The sequence below is a fragment of the Paracoccus mutanolyticus genome (genome assembly GCF_003285265.1).
GTDB classification, from domain to species: domain Bacteria; phylum Pseudomonadota; class Alphaproteobacteria; order Rhodobacterales; family Rhodobacteraceae; genus Paracoccus; species Paracoccus yeei.
The window spans coordinates 1,211,974-1,230,069 of the sequence record NZ_CP030239.1 but is presented as its reverse complement, the minus strand read 5'-3'; the positions used below and the strand labels follow the sequence as shown (position 1 = coordinate 1,230,069).

The following is an 18,096-nucleotide window of genomic DNA, read 5'->3' as shown; positions in this document are numbered from 1 at the left end:
CGGCAGGCGGGGCGGCTCCATGCGGTCCATGCCCGCGATCTGGCGGCAAGCCGGGCCGCTTGTCCACCGTCTTTACGAATTCCTTACGCGGCGGGGCGAAATCCCCCTCGAACCTTTACGCCGCCTCGCGGCATCCTGCGCCCTTGCCGGGGACGGACCCGGTTCCAAGGATGGATCACATGGCCAGTCTGGACACCCATGCCGAGGACACGACGGCGCATCGCCCGGGGCTGTTGCCGCTGTCGCTGGCCGCCATCGGCGTGGTCTATGGCGACATCGGCACCTCGCCGCTTTACGCCTTCCGCGAGGCGATGCTGGCCGCAGGCGCCCGCCACGGCCAGGTCCTGCGCGAGGACGTGCTGGGCGTCCTGTCGCTGATCGTCTGGGCGCTGATCCTGATCGTGACGGTGAAATACGTCCTGATCCTTCTGCGCGCCGACAACGAGGGCGAGGGCGGCACCTTGTCGCTGCTGGCCCTGGCGCAGCGCGCCATGGGCCGACCGAACCGCGCCATCCTGATCCTGGGCATGGTGGGCGCCGCGCTGTTTTACGGCGACGCCGCGATCACGCCCGCGATCTCGGTCCTCTCGGCGGTCGAGGGGCTCAAGCTGGTCACACCCGAGGTCGAGCCCTTCATCGAGCCCATCGCCATCGCCATCATCGTGGTGCTGTTCCTGGTCCAGAACCGGGGCACCGAGGCCGTGGCCCGGTTCTTCGGCCCGATCACCCTGGTCTGGTTCCTGGTCATGGCGGCGGCGGGGACGCATTGGATGATGCAGGACCCCGAGGTGCTGTCGGCGATCAACCCGGTCCACGCCCTGCGCTTCGTCCTGGAAAACGGCAAGCTGGGGCTGATCGTGCTGGGCGCGGTGTTCCTTGCCGTCACCGGGGCCGAGGCGCTTTATGCCGACATGGGCCATTTCGGCAAAAGACCGATCCAGCTCGCCTGGCTGTTCGTGGCCTTCCCCGCGCTGCTGCTGACCTATTTCGGCCAGGGCGCGCTGGTCCTGTCGCGCCCCGAGGCGATCGAGAACCCCTTCTTCCTGCTGTTCCCGGCCTGGGCGCTGCTGCCGGTGGTGGTGCTGGCGACGCTGGCCACCATCATCGCCAGCCAGGCCGTCATCACCGGCGCCTTTTCCCTGACCCAGCAGGCGGTGCAGCTGCACATGCTGCCGCGCATGAAGATCCGCCACACCTCGGACCAGCACCAGGGCCAGATCTATCTGCCGGGCGTCAACCAGTGGCTGATGTTCGCCGTGCTGGCGCTGGTCGTGGGCTTCGGCTCCTCCTCCAGCCTTGCCTCGGCCTACGGGATCAGCGTCACGGGCACCATGGTCATCACGGCCACCCTGGCGATGATCGTGGCGCGCAAGCACTGGAAGCTGCCGCTGTGGCTGTCGGTGGGCATGATGCTGCCCTTTCTGGCGCTGGACCTGACCTTCCTGGGCGCGAACCTGATCAAGGTGGCCGAGGGCGGCTTCGTCCCCCTGGGCATCGCCGGCATCATGCTGATCGTCATGGCGAGCTGGATCCGCGGCAGTGCCATCATCGCCCGCAAGGACCGCGAGGCCGAGCTGCCGCTGGACACGCTGCTGGGCCAGATCGAGAAATCGGCCTCGATCGGCACCGTGCCGGGGACGGCGGTGTTCCTGACCTCGAACCCGGACCTGACGCCGGCGGCCATGCTGCACAGCCTCAAGCACTTCAAGGCGCTGCACGAACAGAACGTCATCCTGACGATCCAGACGGCCGAGGTGCCGCGCGTGCCCATCCGCGACCGCGTGCGGATCGAGGACATCAACGACCGCTTCCGCCGCGTCACCCTGCTTTACGGCTATGCCGAGGACCCCGACGTGCCTCAGGCCCTGCTGCAATGCCGCAAGCAGGGGTGGAAATTCGACATCATGGCGACCTCGTTCATCCTGTCGCGCCGCCGCATCCGCATCTCGACCCGCTCGCGCGTGCCGGGCTGGCAGGGCAAGCTGTTCATCGCGCTGGCCCGCAACGCGGCCGGGGCCTCGGATTATTTCCGCATCCCGGCCGGCCGCGTGGTGGAAATCGGCACCCAGATGAACATCTAGCGAAACAGCCGCGCCACGATGGGCGCCAGCAGGATCACCAGCACGATGCGCAGCAGGTGATGGCTGACGACATAGGCCAGGTCCGCCCCGGCGATGATGGCGATCACGATCATCTCGGCCTGGCCGCCCGGCAGGAAGGCCAGGAAGGCGTCCAGCCCCGGCGCCAGGCCCAGGTGCACGATCAGTTCGATAAAGATCAGGCTGATCGCAGCCAGCAGCAGCGAATAGACCAGCCCCGCGACGACGGCCTGGCGCAGTTCGCGCCAGGTGATGCCGGCATATTTCGACCCGACCGCGATGCCGATGAAGAACTGCGCGGCCTGGATCATCTCGGCCGGCGGACGGTGCTGGATCAGCCCGGCCAGCGACAGCGCCGCCGTCAGGATCATCGGCCCCAGGATCGAGGCGCCGAACAGCCCGATCCGCTCGGCCACCTGCCAGCCCACCAGGCCGCACAGCCCCATCAGCACCAGCTCGAGCGGCGCGACCGAGGACAGCGGCGCTCCCGGCGGCTGGGTCAGGTCGACCGACCAATAGGCGGTCATGATCAGCGGCGCCACGGTCACGATGACCAGGACGCGCGTGGCATGGATCAGCGACAGCGCGCGGATGTCGCCGCCCGCCTCCTCGCCAAAGGCCAGCATGTCCTGCAGTCCCCCCGGCATCGCCCCGTACCAGGCGGTCGGATGGTCGAAGCCGAAGCCGCGCCGGAACAGCGGATAGCCGACCAGCGCGATCACCGCGATGAAGGCCGGGACCAGCGCCAGGGACGCCGCCATGTCGGGCAGCCCCGCCAGCACCGCGGGCGTGATCGAGGCGCCGACCGCCACCCCCAGGATGGTGCGCATCAGGACGCCCAGCCAGCCCGCCCCGGCCAGCGGTGCGCCGGCCAGCGCGGCGATCGGCAGGCCAGCATCGGCCCCAGCAGCAAGGGCAGGGGCAGGCCAAGCCACAGGAACAGCGCGGCGCCGATGGCGGCAAGCGCAAAGGTCAGGGTCCGGCGTCCGGTCAGGCTCATGGAAAGGCTCGTTCAGGCAGGGCAGATCGCGGCCCCTCTGTCACGCGGGCGCGGGCGGATGTCAAACGGCCCGCTGCCGGCCCGGCGGCAAGGGCGCATTGCGGCTCCCCTCGGTTCTTTCGTGGAAAAATATCCCGCAGGGGGAATCCTTCGCGCCAGCGAAGGATGGGGGACGCGAAGTCCCCCCTTGCCCTCATAGCCGGCCCCTCCTCACAGCCGCGCGCCGACCGCCGCGATGCGCCGGATCCCTTCGTCGATCTCGGCCTCGGCGATCGAGGAATAGGCCAGCCGATAGAAGCCCGCGCCCTGGGGCCGGTCGCGAAAGAACGGCCGGCCCGGTTCGATCAGCACGCCCTCGGGGCGAAGCGCCAGCGCCAGGGCGTCGCTGTCCAGGCCCCGCGGTGTGGGCAGCCAGAAGCTCGACCCGCCGGCGCCACGGCCGCGCCCGCGTCCAGCCCGTGCCGGGCCAGCGCCTGGGCGGTGGCGGCGCGCCGCGCGGCATAGGCCTCGCGCATCCGGTTCAGCTGGCGTCGTAATGGCCCCGAGACCGGACCTAGGCCATGGAGCGCTGAGCATGGCCCGGCGGATGCGACAGCGGCACAAATACCTCCTGGCCCCGCCGTTCCCGCTCCCGAATGTAGTCCTTGATGATCGTATAGCCGCCGCAGCCCCGGAAAGACCGACTTGGAAAACGAGCCGACATAGATCACCGCCCCGTGCCGGTCCATCGCCTTCAAGGCCGGAGAGGTCGCGCCCGCAAAGCTGATCTCGAATTCGTAATCGTCCTCGACCACGGCAAAGCCGCGCGCCGCCGCCAGCCGCAGCAGCGCCTCGCGCCGGGGGCGCGGCATGGTGCGGTTCGTGGGGCACTGGTGGCTGGGCGAGGTGAAGACGACCGAAACCCCTTCGGGCACCGCCTCGGGCGGCAGGCCGCCGTGGTCGATGGGCACCGGCAGGACGCGGGCGTCGTGCACGGCCAGGATCTCGTGCAGGCCGGGATAGAACGGCTCCTCGATGGCGCAGGTCTGGCCCCGGTGCAGCAGGATCTGGCAGATCAGCCACAACGGATTCTGCGCCCCCAGCGTCAGCAGCACCTGGTCGGGCCGGGCGCGGATGCCGCGCCGGGGCAGCAGGTGGCGGATGATGAAGTCGATCAGCTCCGGGTCGTCGCCGTCATACTGATCGTCCGACAGCGCGCCCAGGTCGCGCCGCCCCAGCGCGCGCACCGCGCATTCGCGCCAGGCGGCATGGTCGATCAGCCGGTCGTCGGTCTGGCCGTAAAGGAAGGGCCAGGGATAGCTGCGCCAGTCGCGGGGACGGTCCTTGCGCCGCGCAGCAGTATAGCGCCCGTCCAGCCGCGCGCCCCAGTCCAGGCCCGGACCGTCGGCCGGGCCGGCGGGCGCCGCCTCGGGCGCGCCCACGCGGTCGCCGATGAAATAGCCCGACCGCCCCCGCGCCACCAGGTAGTCGGTCGCCACCAGATCGCCGTAGGCCTGGCTGACGGTGATCCGCCCGACCCCCAGATGCGCGGCCAGCGCCCGGCTCGACGGCATCCGCTCGCCCGGCCGCAACCGGCCTTCGTGCACCGCCAGAACGATCTGCCGCCGCAACTGAACTTGCAGCGGCAGGGCGGCGGCGCGGTCGATCAGGAAGGTCTCGGGCGGGATCTGCATGGCGGCCTTTCGTCAGGCCGCCATACTGCCCTAACCGAAGACCCGAGTCAGCGCCCCGTCGATGGCGTCGCTGAAGCGGTCGATCTGGTCCGCGTCCACCAGCAGCGCCGGCGCCAGGCACAGCGTGTTGTTGAAGCCGGGGATCGAACGGTTGGTCGCGCCGATGATGACGCCCTGCGCCAGGCAGTCGGCAACCACGGCCTGCACCTGCTTTTCGTCCGCCGGCTCCTTCGTCGCCCGATCCGCGACCAGTTCGGCGCCGCAGAACAGGCCCTTGCCGCGCACGTCGCCGATGGCGGCGTGCTTCTCCATCAGCGCGCGCAGGTTGCCGACCAGCCGCTCGCCCATGGCGACGGTGTTCTCCAGCAGCCCCTCCTCCTCGATGATGCGCATGTTCTCCAGCGCCGCCGCCGGTCCCGAGGTGCAGCCGCCAAAGGTCGAGATGTCGCGGAAAGAGCGCCATCGTCGCTGGCGTCGTCCTTGAACATGTCGAAGACGCGCTCGGTCGTCACGGTGCAGGAAATCGCCGCATAGCCCGAGGCGACGCCCTTGGCCATGGTCACGAAATCGGGCTGGATGCCATAGTTCTGGTATCCGAACCAGGTGCCGGTGCGGCCAAGGCCGCAGACCACCTCGTCGATGTGCAGCAGGATTTCGTATTTGCGGCAGATCTCCTGTACGCGCTGCCAGTATCCCTCGGGCGGGGTGATGACCCCGCCGCCCGCGGTCACCGGCTCAAGCACCAGGCAACCCACGGTGTCGGGGCCTTCGCGCAGGATCACCTCCTCGATGGCGTCGGCGGCGCGCTCGCCATAGTTTTCCACATCCCACTGCTTGCGGTATTCCAGGCAATGCGGCACGCGCACGAACCCGTCGGGATAGGGGCCGTATTGCATCGCCCGCTGGTCCTGCCCGCTGGTCGCAAGGGTGGCGATGGTGGTCCCGTGATAGTCGCGGTCGCGGAACAGGATCTTCCACTTCTTGCCGCCGTGCTGGCGCGCCGCGATCTGGCGCACCATCTTGTAGACCTTCTCGTTCGCCTCCGAGCCCGAGTTCGAGTAATAGACCCGCGTCATCCCCGGCATCTTCGCGGTCAGCGCCTGCGCGAACAGCGCGCCCGGCACGGAACCGGCCGCACCCGCGTAATAGTTCAGCTTCAGCAGCTGGTCGCGCACCGCGTTGGCGATGCTTTCGCGGCCATAGCCCACGTTCACCGTCCAGACCCCGCCCGACAGCCCGTCCAGGAACTCGCGCCCGGTGGCATCCCACAGCGTCAGCCCCTTGCCCTCGACAAAGACGCGCGGGTCGATGGTCTCGTATTGCTTGTGCTGGCTCAGGTGGTGCCAGACATGGGCCTTGTCGGCGGCGATGACCGGGCTCAGGTCGTTCGGGCTCAGGTCGTTCATGGGGTGCCTCGCGTGATGGGTTCTGGCGCGACCTTACGCCCGGGCAGCGGGGGGCGATAGATCCAGCCCGGGCGGTTCGATAGAGCCAGCGCCCTAGCCTCGGCTGGCGGGATACAGCGCGCGGAACCGGGCCAGCCCTTCGGCGAAGGCGGGGACCAGTGCAGCGTCGGGCTCGATCCGCGCGGCGATGCCGGGCATGGTGCAGACCTCGGCCGGGTCGGCCCCGGTCGCGGCCATCAGCCCCAGCCGCGCCGCGCCAAAGGCCGCGCCGTAATCGCCGCCCACCGGCAGCAGGATCGGCAGGTTCAGCGTGCTGGCGATCAGCCGCAGCCAGTAATCCGACCGCGCGCCCCCGCCCAGCGCCAGCAGCGCGCCCGGATCGGCACCCGCGGCGCGCAGCGCGGTCAGGTTGTCGGCCAGGGCAAAGGCCACCCCCTCCAGCACGGCGCGCGTCAGGGCGGCGCGGTCGGTGGTGGGCGTCAGGCCGGCCAGCACCCCCTTGGCCAGGGCATCGTTGTGCGGCGTCCGCTCGCCCGACAGATAGGGCAGGAACAGCGCCGTCCCCGGCGTCTGCAGGGGGCCCAGGTCCTGCGTCAGGTCGGCCGCGCGCGCGTCCAGGACGCCCGCCAGCCATTCCAGCGCGGCCGAGGCCGACAGGATCACCCCCATCTGGTGCCAGGTCGCCGGCAGGGCGTGGCAGAAGGCATGGACCGCCGTTCCGGCGCCGGCAGGAAGCGGTCCGAGGCCGCGAAGACCACGCCCGAGGTGCCCAGGCTGACGAAACCCTGCCCCTCGGCCACGGTGCCCGCGCCGATGGCCGTCGCCGCATTGTCGCCCGCGCCGCCGGCGACGACGTCCGGGCCGGCGATGCCCCAGCGCTCGGCCGGCGCGGCCAAGTGCCCCAGGGCGCGCTGCCCTCGCAGCGCCGGCATCTGGTCGCGCCGCATGCCCCCCGCCGCAAGCAGCGGTTCGACCAGTCGCGCCCCGCCACGTCCAGCCAGCTGGTCCCCGAGGCGTCCGACATCTCGCTGACCCGCTCACCCGTCAGCCACAGCCGCAGGTAGTCCTTGGGCAGCAGCACGCAGGCGACCCGGTCGAACAGCGCGGGTTCGTGGCGCGCCATCCAGACCAGCTTGGGCGCGGTGAAGCCCGGAAAGACGATGTTGCCCGACAGCCGGCGCACGTCGGGCAGGGCATCCATCGCCGCCGCCTCGGCATGGGCGCGCGTGTCGTTCCACAGGATGGCCGGGCGCAGCACGGCGCCGCCCGCGTCCAGGGCACCGACCCGTGCATCTGCCCGGTCGGCCGATGCCGCGCAGGCCGGACGGTCCTGCCCCCGGGCCATCGCGGATCGCCGCTTCCGTGGCGGCGATCCAGTCGGCCGGGTCCTGCTCGGACCAGTTCGGATGCGGCCGGCTGACCGTCAGCGGCGCGGTTTCCGAGCCCAGCACCCGCTGGCCCGCGTCGATCAGCGTCGCCTTGACGCCCGAGGTGCCCAGATCAATGCCCAGATACATCCCGTTCCTCCCCTTGCTTGGACATGGCCCGGCTCAGCCACGCAGGTAATGGCGCAGCGTGGCCTCGGTCCCCTGGTCCCACAGCATCGCCAGCCAGCGGGCAAAGGGCTCGGCCAGGCGCGGGTCGCGGCCGGTCTCGCCGTAGATCTCGGCCATGCCCAGCCAGGCGGCGGGCTCGGACCGCGCCGCCCGTGCCGCCGCGGTCAGCCGGTCCCAGTTCGGATCGTTCGGGGCGATCTCGGCCCCCGAATCGGTCGTGCCCGCGCAATAGCGGCACCACAGCGCCGATTCCAAGGCCAGGCCCTCGACCGGCAGATCGCGGGCCAGCCGGTCGGCGATGGTCGGGATGATGAACTTGGGCTGCCGGTTCGAGCCGTCCAGGCACAGCCGCCGGATGGTGTCGCCGATCTTGGGGTTGGCGCAGCGCTCCGCCACCTTGGCGTAATAGGCGTTGAGGTCGGTGCCGGGGACGGGCGGGACCACGGGGATGATCTCCTCGGCCTCGACCTTGTCCAGAAAGGCGCGGACCAGCGGGTTCTGCATCCCCTCGTGCACGAAATGGATGTCCATCAGCCCCGAGGGATAGGCAATGACCGCATGGCCCCCGTTCAGGATGCGGATCTTCATCATCTCCCAGGGCGTCACGTCGTCGACGAATTCCACGCCGACCTGCTCCAGCGGCGGGCGGCCCTGGGGAAAGTCGTCCTCTAGCACCCATTGGATGAAATCCTCGGCAAAGACGGGGCTCGCGTCCTCGACGCCGAAATCCTCGCGGACCATGCGGCGCTCGCGGTCGCTGGTCGCGGGGGTGATGCGATCGACCATGCCGTTCGGAAAGGCCACGTTCGCCGCGATCCAGTCGGCCAGCGCCGGGTCCGACAGGCGCGCGGTTTCCACCACCGCCTCGCGCGTGACATGGCCGTTGTGGGGGATGTTGTCGCAAGACATCACGGTAAAGGGCGGCACGCCCGCGTCGCGGCGCGCCTTCAGCCCGGCGACCAGCATCCCGAACACGGTCCTTGGCGCATCCGGCGCCGCGCCATCCGCCGCGATGGCGGGGTGCGCGGGGTCGAAATGGCCGGTCTTGGCGTCGATGAAATAGCCGCCCTCGGTGATGGTCAGGCTGGCGATGCGGATCGCCGGGTCGGCCAGCCTTGCCACGATGGCGGCACCGTCAGCGGCGGGCAGGTGGTCGATCATCGCCCCGATCACCCGCGCCCGCGAGGCTTCGGCCGATTGCTCGACCACCGTGTACAGATAATCCTGCCCCGCCAGCACGTCGCGCATCCGCGCGTCCGAGGGCATGACCCCCGCGCCGACGATGGCGAAATCCTGGCCCTGGCCCAGGGTCATCAGCCGGTCCGATAGACCGCCTGATGGGCGCGGTGCAAATTACCCACCCCGAAATCAGCCTATCCCTCCCCGCAGTGGCTCGATGTTACCAAGCCGGGCGTCGGGACGAACCGGTTTGCTTACAGCTTCAATGATCCGGTGGGCCGGCCCGGGCCGGCGGGCGCCGCCCCAGCGTGATACCGCGCGGGGCAGCGCGCAAGCCCCCGTTTTCGGGGGCGGGGCCGGGGCCTGCCGCGCGCGCGGGACCCGCGCGCCGGCCTTCACCCCTGCGCGCAAAGGCCGCGGATGACCGTCTCGACCTCGGCCCGGATCAGCTGGCGCAGGTTGGCGCTGAAACGCTCGCCCATCGCGCCCTCAAGCTCGTGGCGGATCAGGGCGCGGACCTGCTGGCGCAGATCCTGTTCCCCGTCATCGGCCGGGGCGAACAGGTTCGGGGCCGCCGTCGCAGCCGCTTCCGGGGCGGGCGCGGGGGCCGCGTCCTGCGCCGGTTCGGCCAGCGGAAACTCGACGATCTCGGCGGTCTGGGCGGGGGACAGGCCCGGCGGCCGGACCCCGGCGGTCATGCGCGCCAGCACGGCCTCGGCCTCGGCGAACTCGGCCTGCTCCTCGGGGCTCAGGTCGAACCAGCCGGGCTCGCCCCCGGCCGGAATGGCGACGGCAGCGGCGGGCGGAGCGGTGACAGGGCCGGCCGCCTGCGGCGCGGGCCCGGCCTCTGCCGGCGCCGCGCCGCCGCCCAGGATGCGGGCATGGGGCCATTCGGCGATGATCGCGGGCTGCCATTCGACCGCCGGCGGCACGGCGGGCGCGGGGCGCGGCGCGTCCCCGGCCACCAGGTCGGACTGGCCCAGGACCAGCGGCATGTCCTGCGCCCCGGGCCGGGGCGCGCGGTGGAAGGGATGGTCCCCGAAGGGGCGGCCGGGCAGCGGCCGCCCGGTGTCGTCCTGGGCGATCAGCCGCCGGATCGAGGCGAGCACGTCGCCCGCGTTTTCCGCCAGCAGCGGCTGGCGCAGGGGTTCATGCTGCATGGCACGCCCCCCTGGCGCCGGGCGCCTCAGTCCTTGCCGATGGCGCGCAGGACGCGGTCCAGGCTTTCGCCCTGGCGGCTGGTGAAGGGTGCGTCGCGCACCGCGTTGTAATAGGCCGATGGGTCATAGGTCGGGATCCCCAGTTTCAGGTTTTCTACCGTCAACAGACCCATAGCGGACAAAAGTTGATAATGTGCTAATTGCAGGTTGGCCTCGGCCGTGATCTTGTTGGCCCGCGCCTCCAGCAGCGACTGTTCGGCGTCCAGCACGTCCAGCGTGGTGCGCGCGCCCAGCGTCGCATCCTCGCGCACGCCGTTGTGGCCTGCTGCGCGGCCACGATCTGTTCGTCGATGGCCCGGATCTGGGCCCGGGCGACGTCGATCCCGGCCCAGGCCGTGCCCACCGCCTGGTCGACCTGGCGCGAGGTGTTGAGCAGCGCCGCCCGCGCCGCGTCGCGGTTCGCCATCGCCCGCCGATGCGCCGAGGGCAGCCGCCCGCCCGAATAGATCGTCTGCGACAGGCTCAGCGAGACCGAGCCCGAATCGGTCCGGCTGGTCAGCCCGCCGGTGCTGGGCGTCTTGCTGCGCTGCTTGGTCAGCGCGGCCGATGCGGTCAGCTCGGGGTTGCGCTCGGCCTGGGCCGCGGCCACGGCCAGTTCGGCGGCCGCCGCCTCGCGCCGGGCCTGCTGGATCAGCGGATGCGTGCGCAACCCGATCTGGCGCGCGGTTTCCAGCGTCGCGGGCAGCCTGGGCGTCGGCGGCGGCGGCGCCAGCGTGCCCGGCGCGCGGCCGGTCTGGGTGCGATAGGTCTCGCGCGCGATGGCCAGATCGCCCTCGGCGGTCGCCAGGCTGGCCCGGGCCGCCGCCAGGGCGGCATCGGCCTGGGAAACGTCGCGTCTGGGTGATCTCGCCGACCTCGAAGCGATCCGAGGCGGCGCGCTGTTCCTCGCCGATGACGCGGACCGAGTTGGCCTGCAGCTCGACCTGCTCGGTGGCGCTGCGCACGTTCAGATAGGCCTCGACCGCCCCCAGGATCACGTCCTGTTCGACGCCGACCAGCGCCGCCCGCGTCGCCAGGACCGATTCCTTGGCGATGTCAATGGCAATGGCGCTGCGCCCCCAGTCGTACAGCGTCAGCGAGGCCTGCAGCCCGATGCTGGCGGAATTGGCGTCGAACCCCTCAATGTTCTGATAGGTGTATTGCGCCACCCATTGCAGGACCGGGCGCAGCGCCGCCAGGGCCGAGGCCGCATCCTCGTCGGCGGCACGCAGCACGGCGCGGTTCTGGTCCAGAAGCGCCGAATGGCGATAGGCCGACACCATCGCGTCGGCCAATGTCTCGGCGCTGGCGGGAAGGGCAGTGGCGCCGGCCAGCAGCGCCGCCAGGATCGGCCGCCGCAAAGTCTTCAGCCCGTTGCGAAACATGCCCTGTCCCCTTTTTGGTCCGGGTTTACAATACGAAGCCGCGCGGCGCGGCAAAGCCCGGCAGCACCGGCGCCGCCGCGTTGAAGGCGAAGCGCCAGTTGATATGTCCCTCGATCTTGCGACCCAGCCGCACGACGCCCAGGTTGCCTTCCCGGAACAGGGCGACGACGCGGCCGCCCTCGCGCAGCTGCCGGGCCAGGGCCTCGGGCATGACCTCGATCGCGCCCTCGATCAGCATGGCGTCGTAGGGCGCCTGGCTGGCGCAGCCCTCGGCCAGCGGGCCGGTCACGACCACGGCGTTGAAGACGTCCTGCGCGGCCAGCCGGGACTGGGCCTCGGCGGCCAGGGCCTCGTCCTCCTCCAGCGCGACGACCGCCTCGGCGATGCGGGCGATGACGGCGGCGGAATAGCCAAGGCCGCAGCCCACGTTCAGCACCAGATCGTCCGACTGCAGGTCCAGCACGTCCATCATCTTGCCCAGCGTGCGCGGCTCCAGCAGGACGCGGCCGGGGGCCAGGGCGATGTCCTCGCCGGCATAGGCCACGTCGCGGCGGGTGTCGGGGACGAACTGTTCGCGCGGGACGTGCAGCATCGCCTCGATCACGGGGTAACTGGTCACTTCGTTCGGACGGACCTGGGTGTCGACCATCATGGTGCGCCGTTGCGCGAAATCGGTCATGTGCGAGCCCTAGCTTTCGGATGGCTTTTGCGTCCGCTTGCCACGAAAAATCGGGGTGGGCAACGCCGCCCGATCCATTGCCGCGGCGTTGTGTCCATGGCAGAACACCGGGCATGAGCGAATTCGTCCTTCCCCCGCCGCCGCAAGCCACCCTGCCCGTCGCCGGCAGGACGGGGCTTTTTCCCGTGAACCGCATCTTCTGCGTGGGGCGAAACTACGCCGCCCATGCCGCCGAGATGGGCAATGAGGTCGACCGCGAGGCGCCCTTCTATTTCATCAAGTCCCCCGCCAGCCTGGCGCAAAGCGGGGCGGCGCTGCCCTATGCCCCCGGCACCGCGGACCTGCATCACGAAATCGAGATGGTCGTGGCGATCGGCGCGCCCGGCTTTCAGGTTTCCGTCGAACAGGCGCCGGCGCTGGTCTGGGGCCACGGCACCGGGCTCGACATGACGCGGCGCGACCTGCAGGGCGCGGCCAAGGCCAAGCAGCGGCCTTGGGATCTCGGCAAGGATTTCGAGGGCTCGGCCGTGATCTCGGCCCTGACGCCCGGCCCGCTGCCGCGCCCCGATGCGGCGATCCGGCTGATGGTGAACGGCCAGACGCGGCAGGACGCCACCCTGGCCGAGATGGTCTGGCCGGTCGATGCGCTGATCGCGGACCTGTCGCGGTTCTACCACCTGCAACCCGGCGACCTGATCATGACCGGAACGCCCGCCGGCGTGGGCCCGGTGGTCCCCGGCGACCGGCTCGAGGGGCTTGTCGAGGGGCTCGAGCCCGTCCGCCTGACCATCGCCCCGGCCGAGCGGCCCTAGCCGCCGTCGCGCCACTCCAGGATCATCTGGGTCTGGGTCACGATCGCCGCAACCTTGCCGTCGTCGCGGGTGGATCGTGGTCTGCCAGATCATCGCGGTGCGGCCTCGGTGCAGCGCCACGCAGCGCGCATGGGCGGTGTCGCCGATGCGGATCGGGCGCAGGAAGTTCGTCTTGCTTTCAAGCGTCGTGGTGGCCTGGCCCGGACCCAGGTTGATCGTCGCGGCGGTCCCGCCGACATGGTCGGCCAGGCCCATGATCGCGCCGCCGTGCAGGACGCCGTTGCGATTCGACAGGCCCTCGACGGCGGGCATCGTCGCCGCGACGGCGTCGCGGTCGGCATGCAGGATGCGGATGCCCATGTAGGCGGCGAAGGGCGGCTGTTCGGCTGCAGCGGATGGGCTTGGGCGTCGGCGGGCATGGCTTTCTCCGAAGGACTGCGGCCGGGCCATGCTGGGGGGCGGCGCGGGGCGGGTCAGCCGCCCCGGACCGCGCTCGGCTCGCCCGCCGCGGCCGAGGCGGGGGGCGCCGGCGGGGCGGCCGGGGCTGCGTCGGCCGGGGCTGCGTCGGACAGCGCCGGGGCCATGGTCGCGCCCTGCGACAGCCAGCGATGCGCAAAGGCCAGCTTGCGCCGCGTCATGTCGCTCAGCACGAAGGGATAGACGTCGGGATTGTCCAGCGCCCGGTTGATCTCGTTCACGGCCAGGGCCACGGCGGTCGCCACCGTCAGCAGATGGTCAGGGTCGGTATCCGCATAGGGGTCGTAGCCCGGTTCGGGGAGCTCGGGGCCGGTCAGCCCGGTCGCCATCAGGCTGTCGGTCATGTCCACCAGATGCAGCACATGGGCCGAGGTCTCGGCCCAGTCCTCGTGCGGGTGCATGGTCGCATATTCGCTGATGTAATCCTCGCCCGGAGCCTTGGGGCTGGAGTAATGCGCCTGCAGCGCCTCGCCGTAGTCGGCGCGCTCGTCGCCGAACATGGCGCGGAATTCGTCCAGGAACCCCGGCAGCACGGCCAGCCGCTCGAACAGGAAATGCGCGATCTCGTGGCGCATGTGCCCCACCATCGACCGGTACAGCTCGCCCAGCTGGCGCTGGCGCTCGATGCGCACGGCGTCGTCGGCCTCGACCACGTTGATGGTGATAAGGCCGTTGTCATGGCCCATCATCACCTTGACCTCGGCCTCGCCAGCACGTTCGGACAGCATCTCGAAGACCATGCGCGGCCCCGGGTCGGCATCGGTGAACCAGCCCCAGCGCGCCAGGTTCGCCAGCACCCAGCGCTTGGCCGCCTCGCTGCGGGTCAGAAGCTCCAGGTTGCCTTCGACCGACAGGTCGGGAATGGTAGTGGTCATGGTGCAGGACCGGCACCGCGTCGTCCCGGGCTGGGCCGCCCAGTTGCAGCCCAGTTCGCCCAGCTTGTCGCAGGGGACCAGCCCCTCGGCAAAGCGGCCGGCCTCGGGGTCAAAGACCAGGGGGGTCCCGCAGGCGCAGGCGATGTTATGAAAGTAGACACGCTGTCCACAACTTGGGCACTCAAGACGCTGCATCGGATATGGCTCGTTGTTGATGGGCTTGGGATGGGGCAATCCTTCGCCGGGGCTGGCACAGAATCGATCCGGTCCTTGGCCCGGTTCCAGGGCGCGGCAGGAACAAGGAGGAAGGCATGATCCCACGCACAAACCTTCCCGATGGCGAAACGGTTCCCGTGCTGGGGCAGGGCACCTGGATGCTGGCCGGCGACCGCGCCCGCCGCGCCGAGGAGGTGGCGGCCCTGCGCCGGGGCCTCGATCTGGGCATGGCGCTGATCGACACCGCCGAGATGTATGGCGAGGGCGCCGCCGAGACGCTGGTGGCCGAGGCCATCGCCGGCCGCCGGGACGAGGTCTTCCTGGTGTCGAAGGCCTGTCCCTGGAACGCCTCGGCCAGGGCGCTGCCGCTGGCCTGCGCGGCCAGCCTGCGCCGGCTCGGGACCGACCGGATCGACCTTTACCTGCTGCACTGGCGCGGCGACGTGCCCCTGGCCGAGACGGTCGAGGCGATGGAGCGGCTGCGCGACGCCGGCCATATCCGCCATTGGGGCGTCAGCAATTTCGCGCTGGCCGACATGGAGGAACTGCTCGCCGCCGGCGGCTGGCGCTGCGCGGCGAACCAGGTGCTTTACAACCTCGGGCGGCGCGGGCCGGAATGGGACCTGCTGCCCTGGCTGGCCGCGCGCAGCATCCCCGCCATGGCCTACAGCCCGATCGAGCAGGGCCGCCTGGCCGCCCATCCCGAACTGCGCCGCATCGGCGCGACGCTGGGGCTGAGCGCGGCGCAGCTGGCCCTGGCCTGGGTGCTGAACCGCCCCGGGCTGGTCGCCATCCCCAAGGCCGCCCGGACCGCCCATGTCGCCCAGAACCTGCGCGCCACCGAACTGGGCCTGACCCCCGCCATCATGGCCGAGCTGGACGCCCTGTTCCCGGCCCCGCGCGCGCCCCGGCCGCTGGAGATGATCTGAGGATCCTAAGGCCGGGGGGAGGGGGGCGAGCGGGGCGGCGTTTGTGCCTGCGGCGCGCGTTGCATGGGTATTTGGAAAACGGTGAAAGCCTGTGCGTTTCGCCCTTGGCCCGGGCGCGGCCGGTGCGGAGCGGCCTGCGCCGCGTAGCGCGGCGGGGCATTGACCTTTCGGTCCGGGCGGGCGTTTTCTGGCGGCCGTCAAGGAAAGGGAAGACATGCTCAAGGGAATCAATCCCCGGATTACGCCCGAAATGCTTTATGTCATGGCGCAGATGGGCCATGGCGACGATCTGGCCATCGTGGACGCGAATTTTCCGGCCTATGCGCTGGCGCGCCATCTGCCCCATGACCGGGTGCTGCATTTTGCCGGCCGCCTGCCGGGTGCGGTCCAGACGGTGCTGACGCTGCTGCCGCTGGACCGCTTCGTCCCCGCCGCCGCGACCACCATGCAGGTGGTGGGCGACCCCGAGGCCGTTCCCGCCCCGGTGGCCGAGATCATCCCGATCATCGAGCAGGCGGGTTCGAGCCTGCAATCGGTCGAACGCTTCGATTTCTACGAGATGACCCGGTCCTGCTTTGCGGTCCTTCAGACCCAGGAGGGCCGGCTTTACGGCAATGTGATCCTGAAGAAGGGCGTCATCCCGGTGGGGTGAGGGTCCTGGGCCTTCGGGCGCGTCCTGGTTTCCGGTGTACGCCCGGTGCACGTGTGCTGCACGCCGGTCACGCCGGAAATGCCAGGATTTGCTGGCCGAGGATGCCGTGATCCCGTCGCGGCATCCAGCGCGCAACGCGCGCCCTGTTGCGTCTAGCAGAGGGGGGCGGGCTCGGGTCGGCCGGTCAGGTCGAGGCCGCGCGCCGTCGGGGGATGCCAGGTCTTGGTATGGACCGTCGCGCCCGAGGGATTCGTCCCCTCCATCGACCCGCCCAAGCCGCCGCTCCATCCGGTCGAGGCGGGGTTCGAGGGCGCCGTGGCATCGGCCGCATTGCCCTGCTGGGTCGCGGGCGTGGCCTGCGAGGCGGCGGGCGGGCAGTCGGTGGTGCCCTTCTGCGCCGTCCTGGTGGCGGCTTCCTGCGTTTGCGCGGGCCCGGACGGCGTGGGGGGGGTCTGTGCCAAGCCGGGCAGGGCGGGCGCCGTTGCCAGGGCGGCGATCAGGGCAAGGGGGGCAAGGGACGGGCGCATGGCGGGCTCCTGTGGCGACAGGGTCCAACGCCCGGGCGGGGGCGGGGTTCCCACCACCGCACCGGGGTTGAAAAAGCGTTGCCAGGCAATGCCTTGCGGTCTAGGCCACGACGATCCCGGCGGGGCCTTCCTCGGCCCGGCCGATGATGGCGGCCAGCGGCAGGCCGGCGTCCCGGATCAGCGCCAGCACCGCATCCGCCGCCTCGGGGGAGACCGCGACCAGCAGCCCGCCCGAGGTCTGCGGGTCGGTCAGCAGGTGGCGCTGCCAGTCGGGCGTGCCGTCGGGCAGCGCCAGCTCGGCGCCATAGGCGGCCCAGTTCCGCACCGAGGCGCCGGTGAAATAGCCTGCCTGCGCAAGCTCTTGCGCCCGCGACAGCCAGGGCAGCGCGCCCAAGGACAGCCGCAGCCGCAGCCCGGCGCCGCGCGCGATTTCCAGCCCGTGCCCCAGGATGCCGAAGCCGGTCACGTCGGTGATGGCGTGGACATCGGCGCGTTTCGCCAGATCCGCGCCGACCCGGTTCAGCGTGGTGGCCGAGGCGATCATCTCGTCGATGCCGGCCTGGTCCAGCGCGCCCTTCTTGATGGCGGCGGAATAGATGCCGACGCCCAGCCCCTTGGTCAGGATCAGCGCGTCGCCCGGCCGGGCATCGGCATTGCGCCGCAGTTCGGACGGGTGGCAAAGGCCGATCACCGCCAGGCCATAGATCGGCTCGGGCGCGTCGATGGAATGGCCGCCGGCGACAGGAATCCCGGCCTGATGGCAGATGTCGCGCCCGCCCTCCAGAATCTCGCGGATCTGGTCGGGGGGCAGCTTGTCGATGGGCATGCCCAGGATCGCCAGCGCCATGATCGGCCGGCCGCCCATGGCGTAGACGTCTGAAATCGCGTTGGTCGCGGCGATGCGGCCGAAGGCGCGCGGGTCGTCCACCATGGGCATGAAGAAATCGGTCGTGGCGATGACGCAGGTGTTCTCGTCCACCTGATAGACCGCCGCGTCGTCCGAGGTCTCGGTCCCGACCAGCAGTTGCGGAAAGGCCTGCGCCAGCGGCTGGCCCGCCAGCAATTCCCGCAGCACCGAAGGCGCCAGCTTGCAGCCGCAGCCGCCGCCATGCGCCAGCGAGGTCAGCCTGGGTTGCTCGTTCATCTGCGCGTCCTCCATTCCGTCAGCCTGCGCACCGTAACGTAGAAGGCGGGAACCATGAAGATGCCAAGGAAGGTCGCGGCGATCATGCCGCCCATCACCCCGATGCCGATCGAGTTCTGCGCGCCCGCCCCGGCGCCCCGCGCGATGGCCAGCGGCAGCACGCCCAGGATGAAGGCCAGCGACGTCATCAGGATCGGCCGCAGCCGCTGCGCGCGGCCTCGACCGCCGCCTCGAGGCAAAGCGGCCTGCGGCCTGCAGGTCTCGGGCGAACTCGACGATCAGGATGGC

At 70.7% G+C, this 18,096-nt stretch carries 11 protein-coding genes and 7 pseudogenes; 4 read left to right on the top strand and 14 right to left on the bottom strand.

Annotated features, from left to right (window positions below):
• The first annotated feature begins 179 nt into the window (after positions 1-179).
• Positions 180-2,081, top strand: a complete 1,902-nt coding sequence (locus DPM13_RS06605) for a potassium transporter Kup (RefSeq protein WP_028720003.1) — start codon at positions 180-182, stop codon at positions 2,079-2,081.
• Here DPM13_RS06605 and DPM13_RS06600 read toward each other — a convergent pair.
• The 9 genes and pseudogenes from DPM13_RS06600 to DPM13_RS06565 all read right to left on the bottom strand — a co-directional run bounded on the left by DPM13_RS06600 (position 2,078) and on the right by DPM13_RS06565 (position 12,176).
• Positions 2,078-3,099: pseudogene (locus DPM13_RS06600) on the bottom strand (AbrB family transcriptional regulator). The gene DPM13_RS06605 and the pseudogene DPM13_RS06600 sit on opposite strands and share 4 nt — an antisense overlap.
• 210 nt (positions 3,100-3,309) lie before the next feature.
• Positions 3,310-3,450, bottom strand: a complete 141-nt coding sequence (locus DPM13_RS25855) for a hypothetical protein (protein ID WP_317616400.1) — start codon at positions 3,448-3,450, stop codon at positions 3,310-3,312.
• 386 nt (positions 3,451-3,836) lie between these two features.
• Positions 3,837-4,652: pseudogene (locus DPM13_RS26740) on the bottom strand (aminotransferase-like domain-containing protein); the annotation flags it as partial.
• 150 nt (positions 4,653-4,802) lie between these two features.
• Positions 4,803-6,178, bottom strand: a pseudogene (tpa, locus tag DPM13_RS06590) (hypotaurine--pyruvate aminotransferase Tpa).
• 93 nt (positions 6,179-6,271) lie between these two features.
• A pseudogene (gene xylB / locus DPM13_RS06585) lies at positions 6,272-7,695 on the bottom strand (xylulokinase).
• A 33-nt stretch (positions 7,696-7,728) separates the two neighbouring features.
• Positions 7,729-9,101 (bottom strand): annotated as a pseudogene (locus DPM13_RS06580) (mannitol dehydrogenase family protein); the annotation flags it as partial.
• A 207-nt stretch (positions 9,102-9,308) separates the two neighbouring features.
• Positions 9,309-10,073, bottom strand: coding sequence for a hypothetical protein (locus DPM13_RS06575; protein WP_112887670.1), 765 nt, complete (start codon positions 10,071-10,073; stop codon positions 9,309-9,311).
• 26 nt (positions 10,074-10,099) lie between these two features.
• Positions 10,100-11,497, bottom strand: a pseudogene (locus tag DPM13_RS06570) (TolC family outer membrane protein).
• A 25-nt stretch (positions 11,498-11,522) separates the two neighbouring features.
• Entirely contained in the window at positions 11,523-12,176 is a 654-nt protein-coding gene (locus DPM13_RS06565) for a protein-L-isoaspartate O-methyltransferase family protein (RefSeq protein ID WP_028718530.1), read from the bottom strand.
• Between the two features lie 113 nt (positions 12,177-12,289).
• Between DPM13_RS06565 and DPM13_RS06560 the strand changes: the two genes are divergently transcribed.
• The gene (locus DPM13_RS06560; protein WP_099648226.1) at positions 12,290-12,988 is read left to right on the top strand and encodes a fumarylacetoacetate hydrolase family protein; all 699 of its coding nucleotides are present in this window, start codon (positions 12,290-12,292) and stop codon (positions 12,986-12,988) included.
• Positions 12,989-13,117: 129 nt separating this feature from the next.
• Here the strand turns inward: DPM13_RS06560 and DPM13_RS24930 are convergent.
• Positions 13,118-13,300: pseudogene (locus tag DPM13_RS24930) on the bottom strand (PaaI family thioesterase); the annotation flags it as partial.
• A 161-nt stretch (positions 13,301-13,461) separates the two neighbouring features.
• On the bottom strand, positions 13,462-14,535 hold the full coding sequence (locus DPM13_RS06550) for a zinc-binding metallopeptidase family protein (protein ID WP_112888715.1): 1,074 nt from the start codon (positions 14,533-14,535) through the stop codon (positions 13,462-13,464).
• A 116-nt stretch (positions 14,536-14,651) separates the two neighbouring features.
• Here DPM13_RS06550 and DPM13_RS06545 point away from each other — a divergent pair, with 116 nt between their 5' ends.
• Complete coding sequence (locus DPM13_RS06545; RefSeq protein ID WP_112887669.1) at positions 14,652-15,485, top strand: aldo/keto reductase; 834 nt, start codon at positions 14,652-14,654, stop codon at positions 15,483-15,485.
• Positions 15,486-15,699: 214 nt separating this feature from the next.
• Entirely contained in the window at positions 15,700-16,137 is a 438-nt protein-coding gene (locus tag DPM13_RS06540) for an RbsD/FucU family protein (RefSeq protein WP_028718526.1), read from the top strand.
• 152 nt (positions 16,138-16,289) lie between these two features.
• Here DPM13_RS06540 and DPM13_RS06535 read toward each other — a convergent pair whose 3' ends face one another.
• The 3 genes from DPM13_RS06535 to DPM13_RS25850 all read right to left on the bottom strand — a co-directional run bounded on the left by DPM13_RS06535 (position 16,290) and on the right by DPM13_RS25850 (position 17,996).
• Complete coding sequence (locus DPM13_RS06535) at positions 16,290-16,664, bottom strand: hypothetical protein (protein WP_112887668.1); 375 nt, start codon at positions 16,662-16,664, stop codon at positions 16,290-16,292.
• A gap of 100 nt (positions 16,665-16,764) precedes the next feature.
• Positions 16,765-17,808: a selenide, water dikinase SelD gene (gene selD / locus DPM13_RS06530; protein WP_112888714.1), complete on the bottom strand. Its 1,044-nt coding sequence runs from the start codon at positions 17,806-17,808 to the stop codon at positions 16,765-16,767.
• Positions 17,805-17,996, bottom strand: coding sequence for an efflux RND transporter permease subunit (locus DPM13_RS25850; RefSeq protein ID WP_317616439.1), 192 nt, complete (start codon positions 17,994-17,996; stop codon positions 17,805-17,807). Before DPM13_RS25850 ends, selD begins: the two co-directional genes overlap by 4 nt.
• Between the last annotated feature and the right edge of the window lie 100 nt (positions 17,997-18,096).

Excerpts from the sequence above, each read along its gene's own strand:
- DPM13_RS06605 (WP_028720003.1), top strand. The coding sequence starts at position 180 with ATGGCCAGTCTGGACACCCATGCCGAGGACACGACGGCGCATCGCCCG.
- DPM13_RS06575 (WP_112887670.1), bottom strand. The coding sequence starts at position 10,073 with ATGCAGCATGAACCCCTGCGCCAGCCGCTGCTGGCGGAAAACGCGGGC.
- DPM13_RS06565 (WP_028718530.1), bottom strand. The coding sequence starts at position 12,176 with ATGACCGATTTCGCGCAACGGCGCACCATGATGGTCGACACCCAGGTC.
- DPM13_RS06560 (WP_099648226.1), top strand. The coding sequence starts at position 12,290 with ATGAGCGAATTCGTCCTTCCCCCGCCGCCGCAAGCCACCCTGCCCGTC.
- DPM13_RS06550 (WP_112888715.1), bottom strand. The coding sequence starts at position 14,535 with ATGCAGCGTCTTGAGTGCCCAAGTTGTGGACAGCGTGTCTACTTTCAT.
- DPM13_RS06545 (WP_112887669.1), top strand. The coding sequence starts at position 14,652 with ATGATCCCACGCACAAACCTTCCCGATGGCGAAACGGTTCCCGTGCTG.
- DPM13_RS06540 (WP_028718526.1), top strand. The coding sequence starts at position 15,700 with ATGCTCAAGGGAATCAATCCCCGGATTACGCCCGAAATGCTTTATGTC.
- DPM13_RS06535 (WP_112887668.1), bottom strand. The coding sequence starts at position 16,664 with ATGCGCCCGTCCCTTGCCCCCCTTGCCCTGATCGCCGCCCTGGCAACG.
- selD (WP_112888714.1), bottom strand. The coding sequence starts at position 17,808 with ATGAACGAGCAACCCAGGCTGACCTCGCTGGCGCATGGCGGCGGCTGC.
- DPM13_RS25850 (WP_317616439.1), bottom strand. The coding sequence starts at position 17,996 with ATGACGTCGCTGGCCTTCATCCTGGGCGTGCTGCCGCTGGCCATCGCG.